Source organism: Streptomyces ossamyceticus (assembly GCF_001418475.1).
GTDB lineage: Bacteria > Actinomycetota > Actinomycetes > Streptomycetales > Streptomycetaceae > Streptomyces > Streptomyces ossamyceticus.
On sequence record NZ_LIQX01000253.1, the window covers coordinates 1 to 24,824 of the forward strand.

At 67.5% G+C, this 24,824-nt stretch carries 20 protein-coding genes and 2 pseudogenes; 6 read left to right on the plus strand and 16 right to left on the minus strand.

Annotation, left to right across the window (positions count from 1 at the left end):
• Together AOK15_RS19635 and AOK15_RS19640 are read left to right on the plus strand one after the other, a co-directional pair.
• Positions 1-360: pseudogene (locus AOK15_RS19635) on the plus strand (serine hydroxymethyltransferase); the annotation flags it as partial.
• Between the two features lie 159 nt (positions 361-519).
• A complete protein-coding gene (locus AOK15_RS19640) occupies positions 520-1,887 on the plus strand; it encodes an L-serine ammonia-lyase (protein ID WP_055518605.1) in 1,368 nt (455 codons plus the stop codon).
• Between the two features lie 262 nt (positions 1,888-2,149).
• Here the strand turns inward: AOK15_RS19640 and AOK15_RS19645 are convergent, their stop codons facing one another.
• From AOK15_RS19645 to AOK15_RS19710, 14 genes are all read right to left on the minus strand, one after another.
• Positions 2,150-2,941, minus strand: a complete 792-nt coding sequence (locus AOK15_RS19645; RefSeq protein WP_055518608.1) for an ABC transporter permease — start codon at positions 2,939-2,941, stop codon at positions 2,150-2,152.
• 59 nt (positions 2,942-3,000) lie between these two features.
• A complete protein-coding gene (locus AOK15_RS19650) occupies positions 3,001-3,807 on the minus strand; it encodes an ABC transporter permease (RefSeq protein ID WP_055518611.1) in 807 nt (268 codons plus the stop codon).
• A complete protein-coding gene (locus tag AOK15_RS19655; protein ID WP_055518614.1) occupies positions 3,807-4,862 on the minus strand; it encodes an ABC transporter ATP-binding protein in 1,056 nt (351 codons plus the stop codon). The genes AOK15_RS19650 and AOK15_RS19655 overlap by 1 nt, the downstream gene beginning before the upstream one ends.
• 74 nt (positions 4,863-4,936) lie before the next feature.
• On the minus strand, positions 4,937-6,628 hold the full coding sequence (locus AOK15_RS19660; RefSeq protein WP_055518616.1) for a carbamoyltransferase N-terminal domain-containing protein: 1,692 nt from the start codon (positions 6,626-6,628) through the stop codon (positions 4,937-4,939).
• A gap of 66 nt (positions 6,629-6,694) precedes the next feature.
• On the minus strand, positions 6,695-7,600 hold the full coding sequence (locus AOK15_RS19665) for a 2OG-Fe(II) oxygenase family protein (protein ID WP_055518619.1): 906 nt from the start codon (positions 7,598-7,600) through the stop codon (positions 6,695-6,697).
• 138 nt (positions 7,601-7,738) lie between these two features.
• Positions 7,739-8,677, minus strand: coding sequence for a 2OG-Fe(II) oxygenase family protein (locus AOK15_RS19670; RefSeq protein WP_055518622.1), 939 nt, complete (start codon positions 8,675-8,677; stop codon positions 7,739-7,741).
• Between the two features lie 14 nt (positions 8,678-8,691).
• A complete protein-coding gene (locus AOK15_RS44035; RefSeq protein WP_055518624.1) occupies positions 8,692-9,657 on the minus strand; it encodes a 2OG-Fe(II) oxygenase family protein in 966 nt (321 codons plus the stop codon).
• 13 nt (positions 9,658-9,670) lie between these two features.
• On the minus strand, positions 9,671-11,110 hold the full coding sequence (locus AOK15_RS19680) for a cytochrome P450 (protein WP_055518626.1): 1,440 nt from the start codon (positions 11,108-11,110) through the stop codon (positions 9,671-9,673).
• Positions 11,103-12,005: a 2OG-Fe(II) oxygenase family protein gene (locus tag AOK15_RS19685; RefSeq protein ID WP_055518629.1), complete on the minus strand. Its 903-nt coding sequence runs from the start codon at positions 12,003-12,005 to the stop codon at positions 11,103-11,105. Before AOK15_RS19685 ends, AOK15_RS19680 begins: the two co-directional genes overlap by 8 nt.
• A gap of 15 nt (positions 12,006-12,020) precedes the next feature.
• Positions 12,021-12,977, minus strand: a complete 957-nt coding sequence (locus AOK15_RS19690; RefSeq protein WP_055518631.1) for a 2OG-Fe(II) oxygenase family protein — start codon at positions 12,975-12,977, stop codon at positions 12,021-12,023.
• A gap of 1 nt (position 12,978) precedes the next feature.
• A complete protein-coding gene (locus tag AOK15_RS19695; RefSeq protein WP_055518633.1) occupies positions 12,979-13,629 on the minus strand; it encodes a tRNA-dependent cyclodipeptide synthase in 651 nt (216 codons plus the stop codon).
• Positions 13,630-13,899: 270 nt separating this feature from the next.
• Positions 13,900-15,162: a class I adenylate-forming enzyme family protein gene (locus AOK15_RS19700; protein ID WP_055518635.1), complete on the minus strand. Its 1,263-nt coding sequence runs from the start codon at positions 15,160-15,162 to the stop codon at positions 13,900-13,902.
• Between the two features lie 257 nt (positions 15,163-15,419).
• A complete protein-coding gene (locus tag AOK15_RS19705) occupies positions 15,420-16,664 on the minus strand; it encodes a condensation domain-containing protein (RefSeq protein WP_157870309.1) in 1,245 nt (414 codons plus the stop codon).
• Between the two features lie 6 nt (positions 16,665-16,670).
• Positions 16,671-17,231 carry an acyl carrier protein gene (locus AOK15_RS19710; protein WP_055518640.1) on the minus strand — a complete coding sequence of 187 codons (561 nt, stop codon included), beginning with the start codon at positions 17,229-17,231 and terminating at the stop codon, positions 16,671-16,673.
• 1,053 nt (positions 17,232-18,284) lie between these two features.
• Between AOK15_RS19710 and AOK15_RS45105 the strand changes: the two genes are divergently transcribed.
• From AOK15_RS45105 to AOK15_RS19730, 4 genes are all read left to right on the plus strand, one after another.
• Positions 18,285-18,539, plus strand: coding sequence for a phosphopantetheine-binding protein (locus AOK15_RS45105; protein WP_157870310.1), 255 nt, complete (start codon positions 18,285-18,287; stop codon positions 18,537-18,539).
• 188 nt (positions 18,540-18,727) lie between these two features.
• Positions 18,728-19,939, plus strand: a complete 1,212-nt coding sequence (locus AOK15_RS19720; RefSeq protein WP_055518644.1) for a condensation domain-containing protein — start codon at positions 18,728-18,730, stop codon at positions 19,937-19,939.
• Positions 19,927-21,378, plus strand: coding sequence for an AMP-binding protein (locus AOK15_RS19725; protein ID WP_055518647.1), 1,452 nt, complete (start codon positions 19,927-19,929; stop codon positions 21,376-21,378). Before AOK15_RS19720 ends, AOK15_RS19725 begins: the two co-directional genes overlap by 13 nt.
• An 858-nt stretch (positions 21,379-22,236) precedes the next feature.
• Positions 22,237-23,424, plus strand: coding sequence for an MFS transporter (locus AOK15_RS19730; RefSeq protein ID WP_055518649.1), 1,188 nt, complete (start codon positions 22,237-22,239; stop codon positions 23,422-23,424).
• Here AOK15_RS19730 and AOK15_RS45110 read toward each other — a convergent pair.
• Positions 23,417-23,725, minus strand: a complete 309-nt coding sequence (locus tag AOK15_RS45110) for a hypothetical protein (protein ID WP_157870311.1) — start codon at positions 23,723-23,725, stop codon at positions 23,417-23,419. The two genes, AOK15_RS19730 and AOK15_RS45110, sit on opposite strands and share 8 nt — an antisense overlap.
• A 208-nt stretch (positions 23,726-23,933) precedes the next feature.
• Positions 23,934-24,335, minus strand: a pseudogene (locus tag AOK15_RS19740) (hypothetical protein); the annotation flags it as partial.
• Between the last annotated feature and the right edge of the window lie 489 nt (positions 24,336-24,824).

A 24,824-nucleotide genomic window follows, 5' to 3' on the forward strand; every position in this document is an offset into this window, starting at 1 on the left:
CCCGACGCCCGCGCGGCCGGCGTCAACGTCCTGTCCGGCGGCACCGACGTCCACCTCATCCTGGTCGACCTGCGCGCATCCGACCTCGACGGACAGCAGGCCGAGGACCGCCTCCACGAGGTCGGCATCACCGTCAACCGCAACGCCGTCCCCGACGACCCCCGCCCCCCGATGGTCACCTCCGGCCTGCGCATCGGCACCCCCGCCCTCGCCACCCGCGGCTTCACCGCCGCCGACTTCACCGAGGTCGCCGACATCATCGCCGAGACCCTCAAACCGTCCTACGACACCGAGGCCCTCAAGACGCGGGTCAAGGCCCTCACCGCCAAGCACCCGCTCTACCCCACCCTCGGCAAGTGACCCGGAGCGGCGGCCGGGATCGTCCGATCTTCGGCCGCCGCTCCCGGACGTGACCCCGATTCACCGGCACACCGTGCCGTTCTTCCGGGGTACCGCGCACACTGGGCAGTGAGCGCGGTGCCCCGCCCCCTCGCACAACCCCCGTTCTGAGGAGTCACCGTGGCCATCTCGGTCTTCGACCTGTTCTCGATCGGCATCGGCCCGTCCAGCTCCCACACGGTCGGCCCGATGCGGGCCGCCCGGATATTCGCGCGCCGGCTGGACAAGGAGCGGCTGCTGACCGCGACCGCCTCCATACGGGTCGAGCTGTACGGCTCCCTGGGCGCGACCGGGCACGGCCACGGCACCCCCAAGGCGGTCCTGCTGGGCCTGGAGGGCGCGTCGCCGCGCACGGTGGACGTGGAGTCGGCCGACGACCGCGTGGAGTCCATCAAGGAGTCGGGCCGGATCCGGCTGCTCGACGACCACGAGATCCCCTTCGACTTCGACAAGGACCTGGTCCTCCACCGCCGCAAGACGCTGCCGTACCACGCCAACGGCATGACGGTCTGGGCGTACGACGCGTCGGGCGAGGAACTGCTCTCGAAGACGTACTACTCGGTCGGCGGTGGCTTCGTCGTGGACGAGGAGGCGGTCGGCGCCGACCGCATCAAGCTGGACGACACGGCCCTCAAGTACCCCTTCCGGACGGGCGACGAGCTGCTGCGCCTGACGAAGGAGACGGGCCTGTCGATCTCCGCGCTGATGCTGGAGAACGAGCGGGCGTGGCGCACGGAGGACGAGATCCGCGAGGGGCTGCTGGAGATCTGGCGGGTGATGCAGACGTGCGTCGCGCGCGGGATGTCCCGCGAGGGCATCCTCCCCGGCGGACTGCGGGTACGCCGCCGCGCCGCCGTCTCCGCCCGTCAACTCCGCGCCGAGGGCGACCCGTTGGCCCGCTCCATGGAGTGGATCACGCTGTACGCGATGGCCGTGAACGAGGAGAACGCCGCCGGTGGCCGCGTGGTGACGGCGCCCACGAACGGCGCGGCCGGCATCATCCCCGCGGTCCTGCACTACTACATCAACTTCGTCCCCGGCGCCGACGAGGACGGCGTCGTCCGCTTCCTGCTGGCGGCCGGGGCCATCGGCATGCTCTTCAAGGAGAACGCGTCCATCTCCGGCGCGGAGGTCGGCTGCCAGGGCGAGGTCGGCTCGGCCTGCTCGATGGCGGCGGGCGCGCTCGCGGAGGTCCTCGGGGGCAGCCCCGAACAGGTCGAGAACGCGGCCGAGATCGGCATGGAGCACAACCTCGGCCTGACCTGCGACCCGGTCGGCGGCCTCGTCCAGATCCCCTGCATCGAACGCAACGGCATGGCCGCGGTGAAGGCCGTGACCGCCGCCCGTATGGCCATGCGCGGCGACGGCACCCACAAGGTGTCCCTCGACAAGGTCATCAAGACGATGAAGGACACGGGCGCCGACATGAGCGTCAAGTACAAGGAGACGGCGCGGGGCGGGCTGGCGGTGAACATCATCGAGTGCTGAGAGAACAGGCCCTGACCAGCGCGTTCGTCACGTGCAACAGGGCGGCCCGTGCCACCCCGTGACGCACCGTCCAAAGGCGTCTGTCCACCGGCTGTCCACCGCGATCCGCCATCAGGTCCCTCTACGTATACCTCCCTGGTAGCCCGCACCGCTCGGCCAGCCGGATCATGGGGACCAGCCCGGCTCACGTGATCAGGGCGGGGTCGCCGAGGGCTCGCACAACGCTCCCTTGAGGGCCGTCTCGCGACCCGCATGCGATCTGTCAGCCGTTGACACCGGTGTAGTGGCGCAGGCTCCGGTTCCACAGCAGCCGCGAGGCAATGAACCCAGCCAGCCCGAACAGAGGCGCGCACGCGGCGACCCACACCGGCACGCCGAGCGCCGAGCCGTTCCCGGTGAGCACTCCCGCCGGGAAGTACGCGATGAAGGCCAGTGGCAGTATGTACGTCAGGGCGCCGGAGACGGCCCCCGGCAGGATGTTCAGCGGATAGTTGCCGAAGGTGCCCATGAGCTCCTCCAGCCAACTGGACCAATAGGAGGCGGCGGGGAAGTGCAGGGCCGCGCTGGACAGCGCCGTGAACAGCGCTGCCTCGACCAACATCCCGCCGAGTACTCCTGAGATCAAGAAGGCGATCCGGCCCGGAGTCCACTCCACGGAACTGCGGGCGATCGCCCCGGCGAACAGACCCGCAGCGACGATCAGGTCACCGATGGCGTTGACGGGGAAGTGATTGAGCTGCACCTGACGGTAGACGGACATCGGCCGTAGCAGGCAGACGTCGATCAGTCCCTCCTGGACCCGCTGGGTCAGGTACTGCACTCTGCCGAAGAACAGCACGAACAGCCCGTGTGCCATCATCCGCATCGCGGCGATGAGCAGCACGTCCGCGGCCTCCCAACCGCCCATCCCGGAGAACTGGGTGAGCAGGACGGTCGCGAAGACAATCACCGAGATCTGCCAGACCGCACCGATAACGATCATCATCAGGAACTCGGTGCGATATTCCAGCTGGGCACGGAGGGTGAGCTTGGTGATCCGCCAGACAACCGCCATCGCCGATCTGCGGGCAGTGAATCCGCGTACGGCCGGTCCGCGCACAGTCGTCGTCACGGTCAGCCTCCCTGGGAGACGACCCGCCGCGCGGCGCGGTGCCACAGCAGCCGGGTCAGTACGGCGAGCAGGACCACCCAGCCGGCCTGGACGGCGAGTTGGGGAAGTGCGTCGTGGAGCGGAATCCGGCCGACGTACAGCGAGAGCGGGACGGCGAGAGTGGCCTGGAAGGGCAGGAAGCCGCTCATGGTGATGAACCAGTCGGGGAAGTACCACAGCGGGGCATAGACGCCCGACAGCAGATTCTGCGCGAAGACCAGGATGAGCAGCGCGGCCTGGTTGCGCAGCGTCCAGAAGCAGAGCAGATCGATCAGCAGCATCACGTAGTACAGCACCCACTGGCCGAGCAGCAGGCTCAGCGCGGCGACGGCGGCGCCCTCGGGTGAGGCGGGGAGCTCCACGACACCGGTGGCCAGGCAGAGTGCGTACCCGCTGAGCAGCCAGATCAACCCGTAGGCTTGGTCGCCGAGGGCGCGCAGCGCGTAGTAGCGCTGCGGCGGGATCGGGCGGAGAAACCAGTAGACGATGGTGCCGAAGTGCAGGTGCTGGATGACCTCGTCACGGGACGCGGAGCGGTCGAGGTTGCGGATCCGAGAGGCGAGGACCGCTAGGACCGCGTAGCTCACGGCCTGTTCCCGGGTCAGCCCTGCCTTGACCTCCGTGTCGGCGTACAGGCCCCGCCACAACGCGACCACAAGGACAGTCTGAACGAGGAGGCGCAGCAGACCGGCGGTGATGCGGGGCGGGGCGAGCAGCTCGCCCAACGGGGTGATCCAAGCGACGCGTACGCTGCTCGTGTTGATGGCCATCAGCCGCTCCGCAGGGCGGGCTCGGTGGACGCGAGGGATCCGACCGTTGCGTCCGCGCGGAGGTAGGCGGCCCGCATAACGTCTTCGAGGTCGCTCTCCTCCAGGGCGATGTCGGAGACCTCGAACCGCTCGATGATCCGCCTGAGCGCCTCGTGCGCGGTCGGCGTGTTCCTCTCCCCGCCCTGGAGACCGCTCTCCGGCCCGAAAACCAACTGGGCGCCCTCGCGGCGCAGCAGCGCGATCCCGGGCAGCGGATCCAAGCAGGCTTCGGAGTCGGTCAGGGTGGCTCTCACCTGCCAGGTGCCGCCGAAACGGCGCCGGATCTCGTCCAGTGAGCCGTCCAGTACGATGCGGCCGTGGTTGATCAGTACGACCCGTTCGGCCAGCCGCGCCACCTCTGTCATGTCGTGGGTGGTGAGCAGGACGGTACGGCCGCGCCGCTCCACCTGGTGCCGCAGAAAGCCGCGGACCTGCTCCTTGACCACCACGTCCATGCCGATGGTCGGCTCGTCGAGGAAGACCACCGGCGGATCGTGAAGCAGGGAGCCGGCCAGGTCGCAGCGCACCCGCTGTCCCAGTGAGAGGTGCCGCACCCGAGTGTCCCAGAAGGAGGACAGGTCCAGCAGTTCGTCGAACTCCTCAAGTCGGGCCCGGTGCTCGGGCTCGCCGATCCCGTAGATGTCACGCAGAATCGCGAAGGACTCCCGTACCGGAAGATCCCACCACAACTGGGTGCGCTGACCGAAGACCGCCCCAATGTTGCGCGCGTTGCGCTCTCGCTCGCGGTACGGGACCACACCCGCGACCCGTGCCTCCCCCGCGGTCGGGGTGAGAATGCCGGTCAGCATTTTGATCGTCGTCGACTTCCCCGCGCCGTTCGGCCCGAGGAGGGCCAGCAGCTGCCCTGCCCCGACCGTGAACGACACGTCCTCCACCGCCGTTTTCGCCACACGCTCCGGACTGACCAGCGAACGCAGGGCCCCCCTCAGGCCCGGTCGGCGCACGGTCGTATGGAAGACCCTGGACAACCCACGGGCCTCAATCACTGGAACCACGGCATCACTTTCGTTGAGGGGTTCAGTCGTCGTCACTTCGTCAGGTGTGCCGCTCGGTCGCCGGATTCATCGCCTCACACATCGGGCGCCAGAACGGGACACGGGTTGGTGTAGAGGCGCCCCTCCGACCAGATGTATCGGGTGCGACCCCAACGAGCCGCCGTCGCAACGTCCGGAAAGAAGCCATGGCCGTTCAGGTTGGCGCTCGTGTTACACAGCACTGGAATGCCACTGATCTGCTCGTAGGCTTCGAGGATTCGGCCCGTGGCACTGTTCGCCCGGACATCGATGGTCTGCAGTCGTGCCGTGCCGTCGAGGTGGACGACTGCGGGAACTCGTTTCGCCCACCCCGGCCGCATGCGGTGCTCAAACAGCATGAAGGGGTCGCCACCGCCCGGGTCGAATACCTCGGAGGCTCGCGAGCTCAGGCAGATGGGGGCCACCGGTCGATAGCCCTCCCGGTCCTTGATCGCGTTCAACCGGTCCTTCATCCGCGGATCGACAGCCGGTGCGAGAATGCTTCGGTTGCCCAGGGCTCTCGGCCCGATCTCGGCCCGGCCGGAGAGGACGACCACCGGCTCGCTCTCGCGGTGGAGGACTTCCGCGAGTTGGCGTTCGCCACAAGGGCGTACGGACCATCCCTCGGGTTCACGCCCACGCGTTGGCAGCGGCCCGCTGTAGACGTCCCAGTCGAGCGCCCACCGGCCGCTTTCCCGGAACATTTCGCAGCAGGCGGTTCCCAGAGCGGCCCCCGAATCGTTCGGGAAGGGGGGGACCCAGATTTCATCGAAAAGCCCACTGTCTCGGAGTGCATGATTCCACTTGATGTTCAGTGCGCATCCCCCGGCCATGGCTAGGTGTGGGGCTTTCTTCGGATAGCGTGCGCTCACGACCTCCGTCAGCCGACGAAGCAGGAGCCGTCCCAGATAAGCCTGGAATGTGGCGATCAGGTCCGCGTTCGACAGCCCGGGGAGCATCTCGTCGCGGCTGGCCGCGATTTTCTCGCCGAGTGCCCGCGCGTTGTCAGGGGAGATGGCCGGAAATCCGGCCATGACCGCTTCGAGGACCGGAAACGCGGACTCGGCCACGGTACCGAGCGCCGCGTATGCCATGGCCTTTCCCGCCACCGAGAGATGGTGGCGCAGTTGCGTCTCGGAGTCGGATTCCATGACGTCGCGGCGGAATGGGTCGAACTGGGCGCTGAAATCGGCGAACGCGCCACCGGTGATGGGCAGCAACACAGAGACCGTGGTCACGGACCGGGTCCGGGGCTCGACGTGGTAGAGCCGCGGTGCCATGCCTCCGTCCCAGACCAGTACCAGCGCATCCTCGCCGCGTGCGGCGAACGGGCTGGAACAGTAGGCGCCCAAGAGATGGTTGCTGGCGTGGTGATAGCTCGCATAACCCAAGGACGCCCCGCTGAAGTCGTAGTCGGCGAAGGTGTAACGGGTCAGCGGGTCCCGGGCTGCGAAACCGTCCAGGTACGGGGCCACGGGGAGCGTGAGCGGACGGCCGCCGGCGTGGGTGCGGACCACCGCCGGGTCCGATTCGTCCTGCGTCCACCAGCCGTCCACGACGAACCGGTCGACATCGGCCGGATCCAGTCCCTCGCCGGCGAGGATCTCCCCCACCTGTTCCAGGTTGGCCAAGGGGCTGTAGCGGAGCCCGTTGTCGATCTTCTCCGCTTCGATACTGAACAGCAGACGGTTGCCGTCGATGACGGCGACGCCCCCGTCGTGCGAGGCCTTGACTCCACATATCAACATGCCCCTGCGACCTTTCTGATGGCTCGACGGGAAGGGAATTCTGAAGGCTGTCTCGAACAGGCCGGGTCAGTAGAGTCCGACCCCGTCGGGTTCGTACGTGCTGTGCACGATCTCGTCGAGGAAGGTGGCGAACTTCCCGGCCAGGACCAAGCCAGTGCCCGGTGCGTAGCGGAACAGACCGGGACAGAGGTTCTCATCGAGGCTGCTGTCGACGAACAGGGCGTAGGAGAACCTGTCCGGCGAGGAATCGCTCCGGTCGGAGGTCTGCTGGCGGACCCGGTGAGCGACGGCGGCCACCGGAGTCGCCGAGTCGCGCGTCAGGATCTCCATGGCACATCCGAAGTTGACGATGAACCAGCCGGGCTCGGGGTCGATGGGTTCCCATCTCCCACCGCGCCGGACCTCCAGCCCCGGCTCCAGCGAGCGCAGTACCGTAACCCAGCCGGAGTCCTTGTGCACGTTGAGACCACGCGCGTTGACCTCGGGGCGGAAGTGATTGAACGTCAGGTGGTAGGTGCCGCGGCCCGACAGGGCGTGTCCGGTTGCCCTGTCCCACAGTGGTCGAGGCAGGTCCAGGTGAGGCAGGACACCGGCGAGGATGTCGAGGGCGTAGTCACGCATCGCCGCCGCCTGTGTCCTCAGCTCGCCGGGGAAGGTTCCCTCCCAGAACCTGCTTTCCAGGAAGAACTGCTCGGTCTGATCTGCCTCACGGCAGAAGTAGCCCTGACGGTCACCGATGCGGTCCGGGGTGAACCGTTTGAAGCCCCGGAAGGGGTCGGAGCCCGCCGGGTCCTGCGGGAGGTGGAAGCTGTTCGCGAACCGGTCGCCGGCAGTCAGCGACATGCCGGAAGGCTGCCGGACGAAGAAGAAGCCGTCGTTCAGCGCATCGAACAGCCCGCTGGGCTGTTCGAACTCCAGGGCGCCGTTCCGGAGTGTCGCGCGCTGCCAGGGCCTCGAAGGGCCGTCGTGCACAGCAGAACCCCTTCCATGGTGGTCCGTGGTGTTCTTCGGTGTTCAGTACCGTTCTGTGGTGGGCGGGTGGTCCGATGCCGGTCGAGAACGGGCCGCCGGGCACGGCCGTCCGCTGACCGCCCCGGCAGCTGACCGCGCTCAGAGACGAGGATGGAACTCATAGCCCTGGTCCGCGGCCTTCAGCAGGGAGAAGTCCCGGAAGTTCATGAACTCCTGGAGAGTGCCGTCGGCCGAGTACTGGTAGATGTCCATGTCGTAGCGGGGACCGAGGAAGACCGTGAACGACGAGCGGTCGTCGTCGTGACCGTCGTTGTCCTCGGGGATCTCCGGGACTTGGTGGATCACGGCTGTCATGGGGCTGGGCAGCCTGTCGGTGAGGATGCCCGCGGCCGCTCCGAAGTTCACCGTGAAGCAGTCCGGGCGGTACCGCACCCTGCGCCATTGGCCGTTGTGCAGCACCTCCAGGCCGCCGCGGTCGGCATAGATGAGGGTGATGAACCCACTGTCCGTGTGCTGCACGATCCCGTGCCGGCCGCCGAGACCGGCCCGGTAGTGGTTCACCGTGGTGTGGCACCAGCCGGTCTTCTCCTGCTGATCACCGGTGATCAGCGGCCAGTCCTTCTCCGGGACCCCGGCGGCCCGGAAGCAGGCGCTCAGGACGTCGGAGGTCAGCTGCTTCATCCGGCGCAGCAGTTCCACGACCTCCTCGGGCAGGTAGGTGTTCCAGTGCTGGCTCTCTATCTGCAGCTGCTCCACCTGGTCCGGGCGGTCGGCGTAGCCCAGGCTCGAATCGGGGTGGTCCTCATCGCGGTGGCCGCGGTAGCGGTCCCCCGGGAACCGTTGCGGCTTGTAGTAGCTCCGGCAGAGTTCCAGCCCCGGAGTCATGTCCCAGCCCTCCGGTACAGCCACCAGGAAGGCCCCGATGTCGAGGGCCTCCGCCATCCCTCCGAGCCGCTCGAAGACCATCGAGCCGTCGATTACGCGTGCTACGGGGAGTTCGATCTCCGAACCGGAGGGATACGGGACGTCGGTGACGCGGTACTTCTGGTCCATGGTGCGGAACTCACCTCTCTGCATGTCCGAAACTCGTGTCAGAGACCGCTGTTCTCGTTGTCGTACGTCCGGTTCACCTCCTGCACCGCGAAGTCGCGCATGGACTGGATCGCCCGGGGGCGCCCGTCCTCGTAGCGGTAGATGGTGCCGTCGAGGTCGGAGTCCAGGAAGATCACGTAGGAGGTGCGGTGGGGCTGCCCCGTCACTCGCTGGGTGCGGACGACTCCATGGACATTGGCGCGCACCGGGGTCGGCAGGAGTTCGGTCAGGACTTCGATCGAGCTGCCGAAGTTGGCGATGAAGTAGCCCGGTACCGGGTCGATCGACGACAGCGTGCCATCGATCAGCGCGAGCAGTCCGGGTTCGACCGAGCGCAGGATCGTGACCCAGCCGGAGTCACGGTGGAACTTGGATCCCCGGACTTCCTTCTCCGGACGGAAGTGGTTGAAGGCCAGCATCTGATGGCCCTGCTGGTCCGTCAGGCCGCCTGTGACCTCCGCCCAGTCCTCCTCCGGCAGACCGAGGCTGCCCAGCACAGAGCGCAGCACCGTGATGCCGAGATCCGCCAGCCGCTCCCCCGCCGCCGCGACGCCGGGCGGCAGCATCGGCCAGTTCTCGCGCGCGATGTAGAAGTTCTCCCACTGGTCGTGCTCACGGTCGAAGTAGCCCTGGTAGTCGCCGGGAACGGCGAGGTGGCGGAAGCCCCGGAAATGGTCCAGGCCGTCCCCACCGTCGGGTTCCTCGCCCGTGGGGTCCTCGAAGAAGTGGGCCGCGAAGGCGTCGGCCCCGGCGAGGTCGAGTCCTTCCGGGATCCGGATCAGGAAGAAGCCGTGCGTAAGCGCACGGAGCAGTCCGTTCGGCCGCTCGAAGACCAGCTGCCCGTCGACCACGGTGGAGCGCTCCAGCTCGATCGATGGGCAACGGTCGGACGCCTCGCGCTCGCCTGGCATCGGCGGGAGCCGGACCGGAGCCCGCGCTGTCAGCGAGTTCGGGGTGGTCGCCATGGTTCCTCCTGTGTCATTCCGCTGGGTTGCCGTCGGCGGCAGGCTCGATGACGATCGTTCCGGGCTGCGCCGGGCGCGGCATCGAGGTGTGCTTGCGCAGGCTGAGGTCGGCGTCCGTAACCGTGACCCGGTACCGCTCGTAGAGTTCGGAGAGGATGATTGACTGCATCCGCACCGCGAACAGCCGTCCCGGGCACTTGCGCGGGTTCCTCTCGGCGTTGACCATGCTGAACGAGTTGATCTCGTAGCGATTGCGTGAGAGCAGCGAGGAGATCGTCTCGCGGCCGGACTGGACGAGGGCGCTGACGTTGTCCGGGTCGAACTCCTGGGGGTTGTTGAAGACCGCCGGGTCCTGATTGGCCTGCCGCCGGTCCAGCCACATCATCGTCCCGGCGGGAATGTCGAGGTCCTTGCCCTCGTGGACGATGCTGATCGGCTCCATGGTCCGGCGCCACAGGGCCGTGGGATTGCCACCGCTGAGTCGGACCGCCTCCAGCACCACGAAGTCGACGACGGACAGTGCGGAGTCGTCGTGCGGCTGCCGTGTATGAGCGACCACCTCGGCCTTGTGCCTCGGTGATGTCTCCAGGAAGCCCAGCGCCCAGGTCAAGGTCAGGGCCGTGGTGTCGTAGGTGGCCACGATGACCGTGCCGAGTTCCTTGACCTTGCCGGGCTCCAGCTCTCGGATCGTCTCCCGGGTGAACGGCCGTTCCCACATGGCGAAGTACTGCCGGATGAGATTGGACGCGGGGGCGTCGGAGAGGGAGCCGAAGTTCTCCAACAGCAGGTCGCGCACGAAGGGGACGATGACGTCGAACTCCCGCATGGCGTCCCGGTTGACCTTGCTGATCACCTCGGAGGCGATCTCGAAGAACCCCCGGATGACATTGCCGTACACCGGAGATTCCAGGTATTCCGACACCGGCCGTTCCCTGAGATCCAGCACCCCGGGCACCATGCTGTCGATGTACGACACCATGCCGATGGCGAACTCGTTCACCGGCATCCGGCGTCCGGAGACTCGCTCCAGGTACGTCCGGGCATAGGTGCGCACATGCGGGGTGAGCTCGTCGATGAACTTGCCACTGCCGAGGAACCTCTCGATGGCGGCGCGTTTGGCCGGCCGGTCGGGGTGGTCGTTCGGTAGTGACCCCATGAACTCGCCGAACAGCTCACCGGCCGCCTCAGTGGTCGGGCGCAGGATGTCGTCCTGGACCAGCGGCTGGTTGGTGATCTGGTAGAGGGCGAGGTCACCTTCCATGCGGAAGGTGCAGATTCCTCCGTTGGCGCGGGCCGTCGCGCTGATCCCGGACGCCTCGAAGTAGGTGGAGGCGTGTTCCCCCTTGACCACCGTGCTCTCGTGGAACGCGTCGTAGTGGTCCCCGTCGGGCTGCTGGTGCGGGCAGTGATGGGCGATCGCACCGGGGAACGGGATGTCGGACAGCTCAGTCATGGACTTCTCCCGGGGCGGTGGTGGTGATGCCGAAGTCGGTGTGCCGGTCGCTCCACGTCTCGTTGTTGAAGTCCCGGAGGAACTCCTCCACTCCGCGCACCGCTACCGGCTCGCCGCTCTCCGACATCTGATACAGGTCCCCGGTCGCCGGCGGGTTGGCGAAGACCGCGAAGGAGAAGCGGTCCTCCCTCGCTGGCTCCGTCACGCAACTGCGCACCCGGTGCAGGATGGCCTGCACCGGTCGGCCCATCCGTGCCGTCAGGAGTTCGGTCGCACCGCCGAAGTTGACCAGGAAGTACCCCGGCAACGGAGCAATGGGGATCCACTCGCCGCCGACCGATGACTCCAGGCCGTCCTGCTCTATGTAGAGGACCGTGACGAACCCGGTGTCCTTGTGCGGTGCGCAGCCGAGTTGGTGACGTTCGGGCCGGTAGTGGCTGGCGGCAAACCATTGCGTCCCGCCCCCGCCGACCGCACCGCCGGTCACCTTCTCCCAGACGGCCTCGTCGATGCCGAGTCCGGTCAAGGTACTGGTCAGGACGAGGAGCGCGAGTGAGGTCATGCGCTCGCACAGGGCCACCACGTCCGGCGGCAGGTATTTCTCCCGGGCGGGACCGTCCGCGAGGATGTGCTCCGTCTGGTAGTACTCGCGGTCGAAGTAAATGCCGTCGTTCCTGCGAAATCCCCGGTACGGGCGGAGTTCGGGGCTTCCGGGATGCGCGGGCCGGTAGAACTGACGGCACAGCAACTTGCCCGGTTCGAGGTCGATGTCCTCGGGGATCGCCAGGTAGAAGCAGCCGTCCTGGAGTGCCTGTGACAGCCCTCCCCCCGTCTCGAAGACCAGCTCGCCGGAGGCGGTCCGCGCCCTCTGCAGCGTCATTTCCTTGGTGGTCATGAAACCTTTTCCTTCCTAGCCCTGGCCTTCTGTCCCCATGTAGATCTCGTGGTCGTTCTCCTCGATGAGCTCTCTTGACCCGCACACCCGTTCAAGGCCGGCGCTCGGGAGGTAGCGGTAGATGCCGTCGTCCGCGCCGGGAAGGCACCGACTGGAGCTGAAGTGGCCGAAGCTGGAGCGGTCGAAGTTCTGGTGGGAAACCCGGTGCATGATGGCGGAGAGCGGTGTTACGCAGGCGCTGGTGAGGATCTCCATCGACAGGCCGAAGTTGACGACGAAGCAGGCAGGGTCGACCGGCACCTTCTCCCAGACGTCGTCGCGGTTGACCTCCAACCCCTGTGCGGTGGTTCGCAGTACGGTGATGAATCCGTCGTCCTTGTGGGAACTGAGCCCGATGTCCTGGTGAGCCGACCGGTAGTGGTTGAACGTCAGGTGGTACGAGCCGTTGGTCTCGCTGCAGCCACCCGAGGCACGGTGCCAGTCCTCCTCCGGTATTCCGGCGCTCGCCAGGACCGAGCGGAGGACACGGTGGGACAGCAGCGTGAGGTGTTCGCCGAGCGTCGCGATCTCCGACGGGTACACCTCGCCCCAGAAGCGCCGCTCCAGCAGGAACTGCTCCAGCTGGTCCACCCGTGAGTGGTAGCCGAGCAGTTCGTCGCCAAAGTGCTCGGAGGAGAGGTCCCGGTACTTTCCGTAGGGTTCGACCCCCGTCCCCTGGAAGAACTGCCGGGCGAACCGGTCGCCTGCCGAGAGGTCGAGCCACTCCGGGATCTCCAGCAGGAACACACCTTGGGCGAACGCACGTGCCTGGGCGGCGTCGTCCTGGAAGTCGAGCCCGTCGTCGCCGAGACGGGCCCGCTCCAGATCAGCGGTGCGGTCGACCGGTTCCTCGTCCACGCGCTTGTGGTAGACGTCCCGGTAGATACGGCCCCGCCGGATCTCGGGGAGGGTGCCTCGCGCATGGTCCGTCATGTCATTTCCCCTTCAAGGAAAGCGAGACGATGATCAGCTCCTGCAGTTCCTTCGGCGTACCCACATGCTCACCGCGGGTGATCTCGGACAGCGTGCTGAACGATCCGGGGTAGACCATGACGCGCAGACCGCGCCGCCTGAGGCAGGCGAAGATGGCGAACTCCTCCAGGAAGTACTCGCAGGAACGCCTGATCCGGTAGTCGAGCTGGCCCCGCTCGGCGTCTGGGGCGTGGCTCTCGTGATAGCGGCGGGCGAATCCCTCGACAGACGCGCGGAAAGCGGGATCGGTCTCCCAGTGCTGCCGGAGCTCCTTGTGAAGGTGCGCGTAGTCCACCCATTGCTGCACCTCACTGCACCGCAGAAACGTCAGATCGACGGTGTCGCGCACGCTGTCGAACAGGTCGCGGCTGTCGCGCAGAAAGTCCGAACCCATCCGGAGGGCAGCCTCGGTGGCCTCCGGTTCGGCGAGCGAGCTGGTGGACTCCAGGGTGATGCGATGAATGCTGTCACCGACGAGGACGGTGCACTGGTCGAATCTCCGGGAGATCCAGGTGAGCATCGAGTGGAGCTTCTTCGGAGCGAAGTTGCTGTTCTGCAGACTGATGCCGAAGAAGCAGCCCTCGTGCACCTCGAAAGTGCGGCGCGCGGACATCGGCGAAACCGACGCTATCTCCGTCTTGTACCGCCGTCCCGTGCCAACGCCGTTGGGCCACGGGCGGGTTGGCACAGGCGGGGTTGGGCTCAGGTCTCCGCCACGGATGAGGGGATCAGCTTCCTGGTCCTCGCGCAGTGGAGCTCTACCGGTTGTCGACATGACTCGTCTCCCGACTCCAGTCATCGGATGTGTCCTGGCTGTGCGGCGGCGGAAACGGGATAACGGCGCGCCGGAGTCGCCGGTCCGGCGCCGGTGTGGTCGGCCGTCTCAGCCGTGGTAGCGATACCGCTGGACCTTGCCGGCTCTCGACCTGGCCAGTTCACCCACGGCCTCGAAGGACGCGGGGACCTTGTGGGAGGCCAGGTACTGTGCGCAGTACCCCTTCAACTCCCGGAGGGTGAGGGAGCCGCCGGGCTCGCACACCACCACGGCATGTGGCAGCTCGCCGAGAACCGGGTGAGGCCTGCCCGAGACGACCGCCTCACGGATGAGCGGATGAGCCGTCAGCACGTTCTCGATCTCACGGGCGCTCACATTCGCACCCCCGACGATGATGACGTCGTCGACCCGGTCGCTGAGGAAGAGATAACCCGCCTCATCGAGGTGGCCGAGGTCTCCCGCTCCGTAGAAACCGCCTGGGTGCGGGCGGACTTGGGCGGCCTCCGGCGCCGTCAGCTGCCGGGTCCGAGGAGAGCGCATCGCCACCTCCCCCACCGTGCCCGCGGGCAGTCTGCGCCCGTCCTCGTCAAGGATCCGGATCCGGGTCATGAACGGCCGACCCACGGTCCCAGGTCTCTCCAGCCACTCCACACCGTCGCAGACGGTGGTGCCCAGCATCTGGGTGGAGCCGTAGATCTCGAACAGCCGCTCCCCGCCCAGGCGCTCGATCCAGGCCCGCTTGACGTCCTCAGGGCAGGGCGCCGCGGTGTGCAGCAAGCCCTCCAGCGTGCCGCACAGCCGGTCCGCGAGCCCCTCGTCACAGCCGATCATCGCCATGTGGTGCGGGGTGAGCTGGCACCACGTCGGCGGCGCCACAGTGAGAACCTCGGCCACGCCCGCCGGGGTGAACCGGTCCGGTACGACGAGGTGGTTACCTGCGGCGAGACCGCTGAGGGCGGAGGTGAACGGAGCCGCGTGGAACAGCGGCCCGAGCACCAGCTGGACCGCGGCGGGCCGCCATCCCACGACCGACAGCAGCCGCTGCTGGCCTGCCAGCACGGCGGCCGGAGGGCCGGCCACGGGTACCAGCCCCGGGAGGCCGGTGCTGCCCCCCGAGGGCAGGGACCAGGCATGGTGCGGCTCCGGCCGAGGCGTTCGGCTGGTCCCGTCGTCCCGGGACCGGGCAACACCGGCCGTTTGCAGGGGCAGTGCCGAGATCGGCGGGGTCGGTGGCACCCCTCCGGTCGCGGCGAAGAGCGCCTTGGTCTCCTGGGGGGTGGAGCCGGGCGGGACAACGAGTGGCGTGCGGCCCGTCCACCAGGTCGCGAGGACCGCGACCAGGAAGGAGTCGCCGTTGGGCAAATCGATCACGGTATGGCGCTCGGCGGGATCCAGTGCGGTGTCAAGGGCCTGCGCAAGGTGCTGGACACGACGGCAGAGCGCCTCCCGGGTGAGGGTGTGCCGGCCATCCGTCGCAGACACGGACGTTACGGCCGGGGCTTGGGGATCCTGGGCGGCCAGCGCGAGCAGCCGCTGGGCCACTGACCTCTGGTCCGCTGCCCTGTCACCCACTCGCCGAGCGGGGATGCCGGCAGTCTTCGTGTCTCCTGTCGCTTCCGCGGCGGACCTCATGGCAGGTCCAGCAGTTCCGCCACCGTCACCCGCGGGTTCTTGTGCAGCAACACGGCCGCCTCGCGCAGGAAGGAGACGAGTTGCTGCGCGTGCCCCTCGGTGAAGCGGTCCCCGTCGTACTTGACGATCAATGTGGACAGGTCGTCCGCCGCGTAGTAATTGACCTCGAAGTGCCAGACGCCCAGGGGCATGACGAGCCGCTCGCCCGATGCGGCGTCCAGCTCGCCCGGTGACGCCGCACCGGACCCGGGCGGTCCCGGCCGCCGGGCTCCGGGGTCCTCCCAGTAGTTGAAGTAGAAGGCGGGGTACCGGGTCAGGTCGGCGGTCGTGAGCTCTTCGTCGGCCCGCCGAGGATCGAATCTGGTGAGAAGGGACGACTCCATCAGGGCTGAGGCGCTGCGGCGGACCATGTTCCGGAAGTCCAGGGAGGGATCGGCTCCTTCGACCAGCCAGCCGTAGCGCGTGGTCAGTCCGACGAAGGACAGGTCCTCGTCGGAGGACCGGTTCGCGGTGCGAATGGCCAGCCAGGACTTGGGGCTGTCGAACGTTCTACGCAGCGCGATCAGATTCAGCGACAGCATCACGGCCGCGCGGGTCACCCGAGACCCCGGCCACCGGGACCACAGGACCTGCGACAGCCAACGGCCGTCGCACCTCAGCCCGTGCCCTTTCAGCAACTCCGCGTAGGGCGAGGAGGCTTCCAGACCCAGGGAGTCCGCCATCCGGGCGGTCGTCACGAGATGAGCGATGCCCCGTGCGGACTGCCTCGCGGCGCGCTCGCTCCGCTCGAAAGCGACGATCCGGCGAAGGTCCTGCTGCTCCGGCCGCTCACCGGGACAAAGCACTTCCTCCCGGATCGCGCCGACCAGAGCAGCCGCACCGGCGATGTCGACGAACGCGTGGGGAACAGCCACGGTCACCGCCGCCCGGGACCGTCCGGGCCGGGGCAGCCGCACCACCACGTTCGGTGCGAAGGGCCGCTGTGCCACCTCCCGCCGGGGAACGATGTCCTGGGCGAGCCCGCCGGTGGCAGTCCTGGTGAAACGGGCGCGCAGCGTGGGAAAACGCGCGATCACCCGGCCCATGGCGGCCTCGATGTCGTCCGGCGTGGTGTTCGCCGGCAACTCCAGCGGCACGGACACGTCGTGGCGCCACACATCGTCCACGCCCAGCCGAGGCGGGCCGGCCATCCATGCTTCCTGTGCCCAGGTCAGCGGCAGCACTTCGGTGTCCTTCACCATCCGCACTCACCCTCCTGCCGGCTCGGGCCGGACGGTCGGCTCCTGGCCGCCCTCTTCCACGACCGTCCGCGCGAGGTCCCGGATGGACGACGCCTCCATGAACTGCCGGACGTCCAGGGCCACGTGGAAGTCCTCCTCCAGGGAAACGAGGATCCTGGTGGCGCTTATGGAGTCACCGCCGAGGTCCAGGAAGTCGTCCCGTGCGCCGACCCTGCGCAGTCCCAGCACCCGGCACCACAGGGCCGCGAGGCTCTGCTCGACGGGACCGTCCGGCTTCTCGAAGGGGACGCACCATTCCTGGTCGATCGCAGTGAGCAGCTGTCCGGCATCCACCGGTTCGCCCAGTTGCCGCAGATCGGGCACGGACCAGATGCCGAGTGGTGTGTCCACGCCATCCAGTTCGGTCAGGACGTGGTCACGGAGTTCCATCTCGTCGAGTTCCGGCTCACCCTGCACTATTCCGACGACGATGTCCCGGTCGTGGTGAGAGACGCACGCGGCGGTTGCGGCTGATACCCCCTCCACGGCCTCCAGCAGCCCGGTCAGGCGGTTGAGTAAGTCGTTCATCTAATCCTCCCGAAGGTGCACGGGACTGCTGACATTGTGTGTCCGCCATGTGTTTCACATGTGGATTCCATGGGTTTTGGCCGTGCATCCTCCGCGATGAGGGCACACAGAACGACGGGATGTGATTGCTGCTTGCTTCCCGCAAAGGACGCAGTCGACCTGGCATGAAACAAACCATGCGGCGAACGACCAGCGAGTGAGCTTTTTCTGGTACCAGGTGGCAGAGTTGAACGGCATCTCCGGACGGCCGCCCCCGCAGGCCGCCTTCGGGAGGCGTTTGCTTCTGTGCGAAATAGAGTGTTGATGTACGCTCCGAACCGTGTCAAGCCAGTGCGTGAGACTGGCTTGAAATGTTCCCGCTGCCGCACCGTTATGCCCACGCATCGCACGAAGGAGCGCGTTGATACGGCCAGGACCAGCCACTTTCGAAATTCACACGGCGGAAGGGCGGCGCCCCTCCATGGAGAGCGGCATGTTTCGGACGAGGTCCGGTCGCGCATGAGAGGGGCCAGTGGTGCCCCAGGTGGTGGTTTTTCAAACACACACGCAGTCTTGCAAAGTTTGCTTCTGTCGGGTCAGACTCTGGTCCGTGTCCGCACCCGTGCCCGCAAGACGAAGGCAGGGACGAAGCACGGGTAATGGCAGTCCGCAGTACATACGGCGAGTTGGGGGACGAGTCGATGGCCACTGAACGAGTTCCGCCCGTAAAGCACCGGTCAATAAACTCTCCGTATTTCGCAACTCCCATGGCGGCGGCCGCACTCCGGTGGCGCGTGGTGTTGACACCGGTGGAACCGCGACTTCACACTGAAGCCGCTCCAGGATGATCAGCCGATGGATCCGTTTTCCCCGGCCGGCGGACCGTCGCTCTTCCCGTCATACCCCACGAATCCAATGCCGTCGATTTTTCCCGCGGCTCTCCTGTCGGATGCCGCCAAGGGCCCCTGGAATCGTATTCCCGCCGGCGGGTGCATTCCCGGTTTCCCGTTGCCGATGTGGCACGGCGATGGGCGTGATATGAGATCAGTTGGCGCGACAGCGCATGGCGAGAGGGTGGTTGTGTCCGTAGCCGACGTGGTCGCAGAAGTGTGGTGCGATGTGCTGGAAGTCCCCCAAGCACAGGAGGAGGACGACTTCTTCCTGTCGGGGGGTGACTCTCTGCTCGCCTTCACACTCATCGCCGAGATCCAGAGCAGGCTGGAAACCAGCCTTCCACTGGAGGTCCTCGTCACCGAGGGGACGTTCGACGCCCTGGTCAGGGCATGTGAAACCTCGCTCGCCCGCCGGGAACAGCGTACGGCCCGATGAGGGCATCCGCCCTGCTGCTCTGACGAACCCGATGGGGAGATGTGGCATTGCCCGGAGAAGTTCGAGGACCCATTTCGTGGCAGCAGGCAGCTCGCCTGCGCAACGAGGAGCGTTACGGGCGATACGCCAATCTCTGCAATAGGTTCACCATCCCTGATTCCCTGACCACTGACGAGCTGTGCCGTCGCATGCTCGCGGTCGCCCAACGGGAGCAGGCTCTGTGGACGACGGACGGGACGGTGCAGGGCGCGGATGGCTGGGTCTGTTACGCCTCTGACATACGGCTGCCTGTGCGGACGATCCGGTGCGACAGCCACGACGAGATGATCGCGGTGAGCGACGAACTCGCGGCGAAGCCCTTTGAACGCGGCGACCTGCTCTGGCAGTTGGTGATCATCGAACATCCGGACGCCGCAGGCAGGCCGGTACGCACCGCCTGCGCCATGTTCGACCACATGGTCACTGACGGTCGCAGCATGCACCTGCTGGAGCAAGAACTGCTCCATGGGGCTCCCCCGCACGGTGACCGGTACCGCGGCAACTACCGCACCTGGGTCTCGTGGGCTCGGGAGGCCTACCGCCACCGGCACGGTGGCCCCTCCAGCCCGAGCCGCGACTTCTGGCTGCGGGTGCTCGATGGGGCCGAGGCCGACACCGCCTCGGCGATCCCGTTCGCGATCCGCCCCGCACAGCCGTTCCGGGGGGTCGCCACGTCGATACAGGCCACGGCCCCGGTGTCGTTCCAACAACTCATGCGGGCGTCCCGGCTGCTGCGGACCACACCGTTCCTGATGGTGGTGGCAAGCGCTGTCGCCGTGGCGGCGCGCGCGGGGCGGGTGGACGATCTGGTGTTCCGCGTCATCACCACCGGTCGGCCCACGCCGTTCATGAACACCCACGGTTGGTTCGCCGATTCCCTGCCCATGCGGTTGCGCGACGGCGCGCTCGACGACACCGGACGGGTCCTTGGTCTCCTGGCTCCGCTGTGGTCCGGCATGATGGCCCATCAGGACACCCCGTGGGACTTCATCCGCACCGCCTGCTCGCCCTCACGCACGCCGGTCTGGGAGGAGCCCGGTACCCAGCAACTGGTGGTCAACTTCTGGCCCTTCGAGTCCAGGAGCACGGGCCGGCCGGGTACGACCGTCACCAGCTTCCCGGCCCACATCGAGAGCCTTCATCTCTTCATCTGCCCGCGTTCCAACGGTCAGAGCGAGGTGAGTTGCATGTTCAACGCCGACCACTTCCGCATCGAGGAGACGAGAAAGTTCGTCGAAGGCGTGGTCGATCAACTGGTGGCGTTGGTCACCTCGGCTTCCGTAGGCATCCCTGGGGGCTCGGTGGACACACGGATCACTGAGCCGCGCACCTGTGGGGAGACCGGATCGTGCACCAGCTGAATCTCCTGGACGGCGGTTCCCCCGACGACGAGTGCCTCCGCGACACCGGTGGCCATTCCTACACCAGAGCCGACCTCGATTCGCTGAGCACCCAGGTGCGCGCGTTCCTCGGCGACGGTCGCAAGTCCCTCGTCTTCTGCCGCGGGACGCGGAATGTGGAAACGCTGGCCTGGCTGCTCGGGGCCCTGGCCGGAGGCCATGCCATGGCGCTGCTGCCCCCCGACGGCCCCACCGGTGACGAGGAGAGCCTCTCCGCGTACCGTCCCGAATACGTGGTGGACGCCGTCGGGGACGGCCGCTGCCCGCCGGGCTACCGCGCCATCGGTCGGCTGATGGCCTCCACGCTCTTCAGCCGCACCGCGCCTGCTGAGGACGACCGCCCCCCGCACCCGGAAACTGCGCTCCTGCTGGCCACCTCCGGTTCCCTCGCCACTCCCAAAATGGTCCGGCTCTCCTACCGCAACCTGTACTCCAACGCGACGGCCATCGTGGAGGCGCTGAGCCTCGGCCCCGGGGACCGAGGGATCACTTCACTGCCGATCACCTACAGCTACGGCCTCTCCGTGGTGACCTCACATCTGGTGGCGGGTGCCGGGCTCGTAGTCTGCGCTGCCAGCCCGACCAGCCGATACTTCTGGTCCCAGGTACGGCACCACGGCGTCACGGACTTCGCCGGCGTGCCTGTGACCTATGAAATCCTGCGGAGCGGAAGGAAACCGTTCACGCCCCCGCCCACCATGCGCCTGATGACCTCGGCCGGAGGGCGCTTGGAACGCGGGCATGTCGAATACTTCGCCCAGCTGGCAGCACGGCACGGCGCCGAGTTCGCCGTCATGTACGGCCAAACCGAGGCAACCGCACGGATCAGCTGCCATCGGGGAGCCGGCGTCCTGGCGCGGCCGGACTCGGTGGGAACCCCGGTCGGCACGGGAAGCATCAGCATCCAGGACGAGTCAGGAGCGCCCCTGCCAGAAGGACAGGTCGGGGAGATCGTCCTCAGCGGACCCAGCGTCATGCTTGGGTATGCCCGGTCACGTATGGACCTGGCGGACGGCAGCCGAACCGGCGGGGTGCTGCCCACAGGCGACCTGGGCCACGTCCGCGACGGCCTGCTGTACGTGTCAGGGCGGCTAAGACGTATCGCCAAGCCGTTCGGGGTCCGGGTGAGTCTCGACGAGGTCGAGTCCCTGCTGCGCCCCTCGGGGTCGGTGGCGGTGGTGGAGGACGGGCGCGGCAATCTGCTGGCCGCCGTCGAGGGAGCGCCCGCGGCCTTCGAAGAGCACCGGTCGCGGGTGCTACGCACCCTGCGGCTACCGCCGGAAGCACTGGTCCTGTGCCCAGTCGACCGGATTCCTGTGACAGGTTCCGGAAAAGTCGACTACGCGGCGGTCGCCGCCCAGGTGGCCGCCCGTGGTGAGAGCGCCTGGCCGAGGCCCTGATTCCGCCGCGGGCGCGTCCGCACGCGCTCAGGCGCGTTCACGTGTCCGACAGGCCGTGTGCGGCGTACGGGCAGTGGTGCGGGCGATGTCGCGCCTGCGGAGGCAGGAGCGGGAAGCGGCGGGGACTGTAGGCACCACGGGCACGAGGTGGCCGGGACGGCCGAGCGGACGGCCGAGCTCGGTGCCGGGGCCCCCGGACGCGCTCCACCAGCGGCTGGGCGCAGATGCTGTTGGTGCGTCGGCCAGTGCCGAACAGCATGACCGGGGCGGGCGCGACCGCCGCACATGAGATGGATCTTGGTGGCCCGGCTTGGCCGCGTCCGTCCGAGCAGGGACTGGCTGCAGGGCGCGGGGGAAGTCGCCCTGCAGTGCCTAGCGGCGCATAGGAACCGCCCTCACCCCCGTTTCAATGGGCCAAGCGAATTCAGTGAACCTGAGGTCTGTGTTCGCCCTGGCGGCGCCCGGAGCCGCGTACGGCTCCTTCGGTGACCGGGCGGCGGAGTCGGCTCGGTGCCCAACTGGTCCTCGCGGCCGAAGCGGTACGGGGCTCGGGGATCAACCGGCCGACCAAGCCGCCGCATTACGTGGTTCCCAGGCCACTGCCCTATCGTGAGCACTGATGTCGCCTTCTGCGGCGGCCAATGGCCGGGCTCTGCCCCCACTGCCACTCGCGTAACCGCTTCTGCGGACCTTCTCCTCAGCCGCGACGTCCCACGGCGCCCTCGCGCGGCTCTCTCCCTCCGGGTCCTCGCACGTCCCGATCCGGTCGTCGGCGCGCCAAACCCAGAGCTGTTTCTCTCCTCAAGAGGTCTTATGCCTATCTGTTCCCCCAGGGCTGGTACTCACCGGCCGACCGCAGTGCCGGCGCTGGCCGTGCTGGCCCTGGGCGCCCTCGTACTGGGCACGAGCGAACTCGGCGTCGCGGGACTACTCCCCGCCATCAGCGCCGACCTGCAAGTATCCGCTGGTGCCGCAGGCACACTTGTCTCGGCATACGCCGTGGCTGTCGCGCTTCTGGGTCCCGCGCTCACCGTGGTGACGAGTCGTCTGCCCCGTCGACAGGTCTTGGTAGGGGCGCTCGGCGCGCTTGCTACAGGAAACGGGGTTACGGCTCTCGTCACCGAGTTTCCAACGCTTCTGGCAGCCAGGGCGCTCACCGGGGCCGCGGCGGCGCTCTACGCGGCGACGGCCCTGACCACGGCTGCGACATTGACCGGCCCTGAGCGACGAGGGCGTGCTGTCGCCATCGTCTTCGGAGGCATCACGGTCTCCGCCGTCCTCGGTGTCCCCGCGAGCTCCCTTCTAGGGAGTGTGTTCGGCTGGCGTGCCGTTTACGGAGTGTTGGCCGCCTTGACCATGGGTGTCCTCGTGGCCGCTGCCTGTTTGGTACCGGATTCCGCGCCAGAGCCACCGGCGAGCCTGTCCACCCAGCTCAGAGCGTTGACCGCCGCCCGCTTGCCTGTCACGTTCGCCGTCAATGCCATGGTCACCGCGGGCCACTACACGGCATCCACATACTTAGTCGTGCTCCTGATCGAGCAGACCGGCCTTGGCGCTGCTGCGGTCAGCATGCTCCTCGTAACCAGCGGCGTTTCCGGCACGGTAGGCACCATCGTCGGCGGTACAGCCGCCGACCGCCATCCCCGACACGCCCTTACGGCCGCCGCGGCCCTGCTGGCCATCAGTATGAGCGTCATTCCGCTGATCGTCACCACCCCCGTCCTGACCTGGCCGGCAGCCTTGATCTGGTCAGCGGCCTTCGGTGCCTTCAGCACCGCCGCGCAGGTCAACGTGTCGCTACAGGCCACTCCTGCGGCCGGCATTGCCGCGGCAGCCAACATCTCCATGTCCAACGTCGGCATCGCCTGCGGCTCCGCTGCAGGCGGGCTCGCCCTTCACCTTGTCGGCTACACGGGCATCACCCTCACTGGCGCCGCGCTCACCATCGCAGGACTCACCACCGCACTCCTGCTTCCCCCGCACCTCAAGCGCCCTTCGAGCGATACATCAGCTACACCGGCGAAGGCGGCGCGAACCGTCACGTGAGGCGCCGGTCAGGGCGAGGGCAGTCCGGGGTCGGCAGGACCACAACGTTCTCCCCGGAGTACCGCAGTCGCTCAGGAAGACAGGAGTTGTGTCCCTGCGGCTGGACGTTGCGCAAGGTCAGGGCCTGATTTTGGTTGGTGTAGGCGGCCAGGGCGCCCTTCAGTTCGCGAAGCTCGGCGGCATGCTCACTGCGCAGCTCGCGATCCGCCTTCCTCAGCCGGGATACCTCCGTCCGCGATTGCTCCGGTTCCGGACGGCGGGTCTGCAGCGCTTCCAGGGGCTCCTTCACCGCCTGTGCCAAGGGCGAACGGTGGTCGCCGGGTCGGTGGGCCAGGTCCCAACACGGCGCTCGTCGCCGCGGAGTCGAGCGCCATGATTGCCCAGCTGCCTGGCCCGCCGTCAGAGGGATGTCAGCCAGCCCGCTGTGTCATTGCCGTGGCCGAAGTGGAGCGTGCCGAGAGGGGCGAAGCGGAGCCGACCATGCAGTTCTGTTTCCCTGCAACTGCCGCTCACGTCCGTGTGGCAGTCCCGCACCCCTCATCGCCGTCCTCCCGCATGCGCGTGTCCATCGACATGCTCCGGTCGTACGGATCGACCTCGGGGCCGTCTCCCGGGCGCGCGGCCGCGCGCTCTGCGCTGAACTCGGGGGTGAGGTAGCCGGTGAAGGTGTCGCAGCCGCCGTTGGTGGTGTCCACCTTGTAGGAGACGAGGGAGAACGTACCCGGTTCGACGACGACCTTCGCCGGGTCGTCCCAGCTCATCACGACCTCGCGGCGCACGATGGTGCGTGCGACTTCGTCGCTTCCCGCCGACCGGATAACGGCGGTGACGGTGGCGCTGCCCTGCTCCTCGCCGTCGACGAACAGCGTGAATCTCCGGGCCACCGGGTCGTAGGTCCCGGCCAGGTGAACCCACTTGTTCACGCTCGCGGGGCGCTCGCTCGACGCCAGTTGAACACGTGCCCGATTGACCCGAATTCCAAGGTCAACGAAACAAGAAACCCCAGGTCAAAGGCCCGACCTGGGGTTTACCACAGAGCCGCCTTCGGGATTCGAATCCGAGACCTACGCATGACGAGTGCGGGGACCCAACGAGGCGATCAGATGCCTGTACGAACACCAACGAACCGACTCCCGGCAGATACCGTCGGACACTTCGCGGGCAGCCCTCGACAAGAAGTCCCCGAAAAGTCCCCGAGGACTCACGGCGAGCCCGAATATGGCAAACCTACAGGTCAAGCGCGTGATCAGCAGCTGCCGACATGGGCGTCACGTACGAGGAGACGGCGCAAGGCGGGCTGGCGGTGAAGGTCATCGAGTGCTGACGCCTACGGGTCACCTCCACCCCGCGCGCGGCCGGTCGGGGCGGGTCATCCGGAGGCTGGGGCCCGGTTCGGGGGG

Bases quoted from the DNA above. Each gene is read 5' to 3' on its own strand.
- AOK15_RS19690 (WP_055518631.1), bottom strand. From the start codon at position 12,977: ATGACGGACCATGCGCGAGGCACCCTCCCCGAGATCCGGCGGGGCCGT.
- AOK15_RS19685 (WP_055518629.1), bottom strand. From the start codon at position 12,005: ATGACCACCAAGGAAATGACGCTGCAGAGGGCGCGGACCGCCTCCGGC.
- AOK15_RS19650 (WP_055518611.1), bottom strand. From the start codon at position 3,807: ATGGCCATCAACACGAGCAGCGTACGCGTCGCTTGGATCACCCCGTTG.
- AOK15_RS19705 (WP_157870309.1), bottom strand. From the start codon at position 16,664: ATGGTGAAGGACACCGAAGTGCTGCCGCTGACCTGGGCACAGGAAGCA.
- AOK15_RS19660 (WP_055518616.1), bottom strand. From the start codon at position 6,628: ATGTTGATATGTGGAGTCAAGGCCTCGCACGACGGGGGCGTCGCCGTC.
- AOK15_RS19645 (WP_055518608.1), bottom strand. From the start codon at position 2,941: ATGGCGGTTGTCTGGCGGATCACCAAGCTCACCCTCCGTGCCCAGCTG.
- AOK15_RS19710 (WP_055518640.1), bottom strand. From the start codon at position 17,231: ATGAACGACTTACTCAACCGCCTGACCGGGCTGCTGGAGGCCGTGGAG.
- AOK15_RS19695 (WP_055518633.1), bottom strand. From the start codon at position 13,629: ATGTCCGCGCGCCGCACTTTCGAGGTGCACGAGGGCTGCTTCTTCGGC.
- AOK15_RS19670 (WP_055518622.1), bottom strand. From the start codon at position 8,677: ATGCAGAGAGGTGAGTTCCGCACCATGGACCAGAAGTACCGCGTCACC.
- AOK15_RS44035 (WP_055518624.1), bottom strand. From the start codon at position 9,657: ATGGCGACCACCCCGAACTCGCTGACAGCGCGGGCTCCGGTCCGGCTC.
- AOK15_RS19680 (WP_055518626.1), bottom strand. From the start codon at position 11,110: ATGACTGAGCTGTCCGACATCCCGTTCCCCGGTGCGATCGCCCATCAC.
- AOK15_RS19720 (WP_055518644.1), top strand. From the start codon at position 18,728: ATGCTCGCGGTCGCCCAACGGGAGCAGGCTCTGTGGACGACGGACGGG.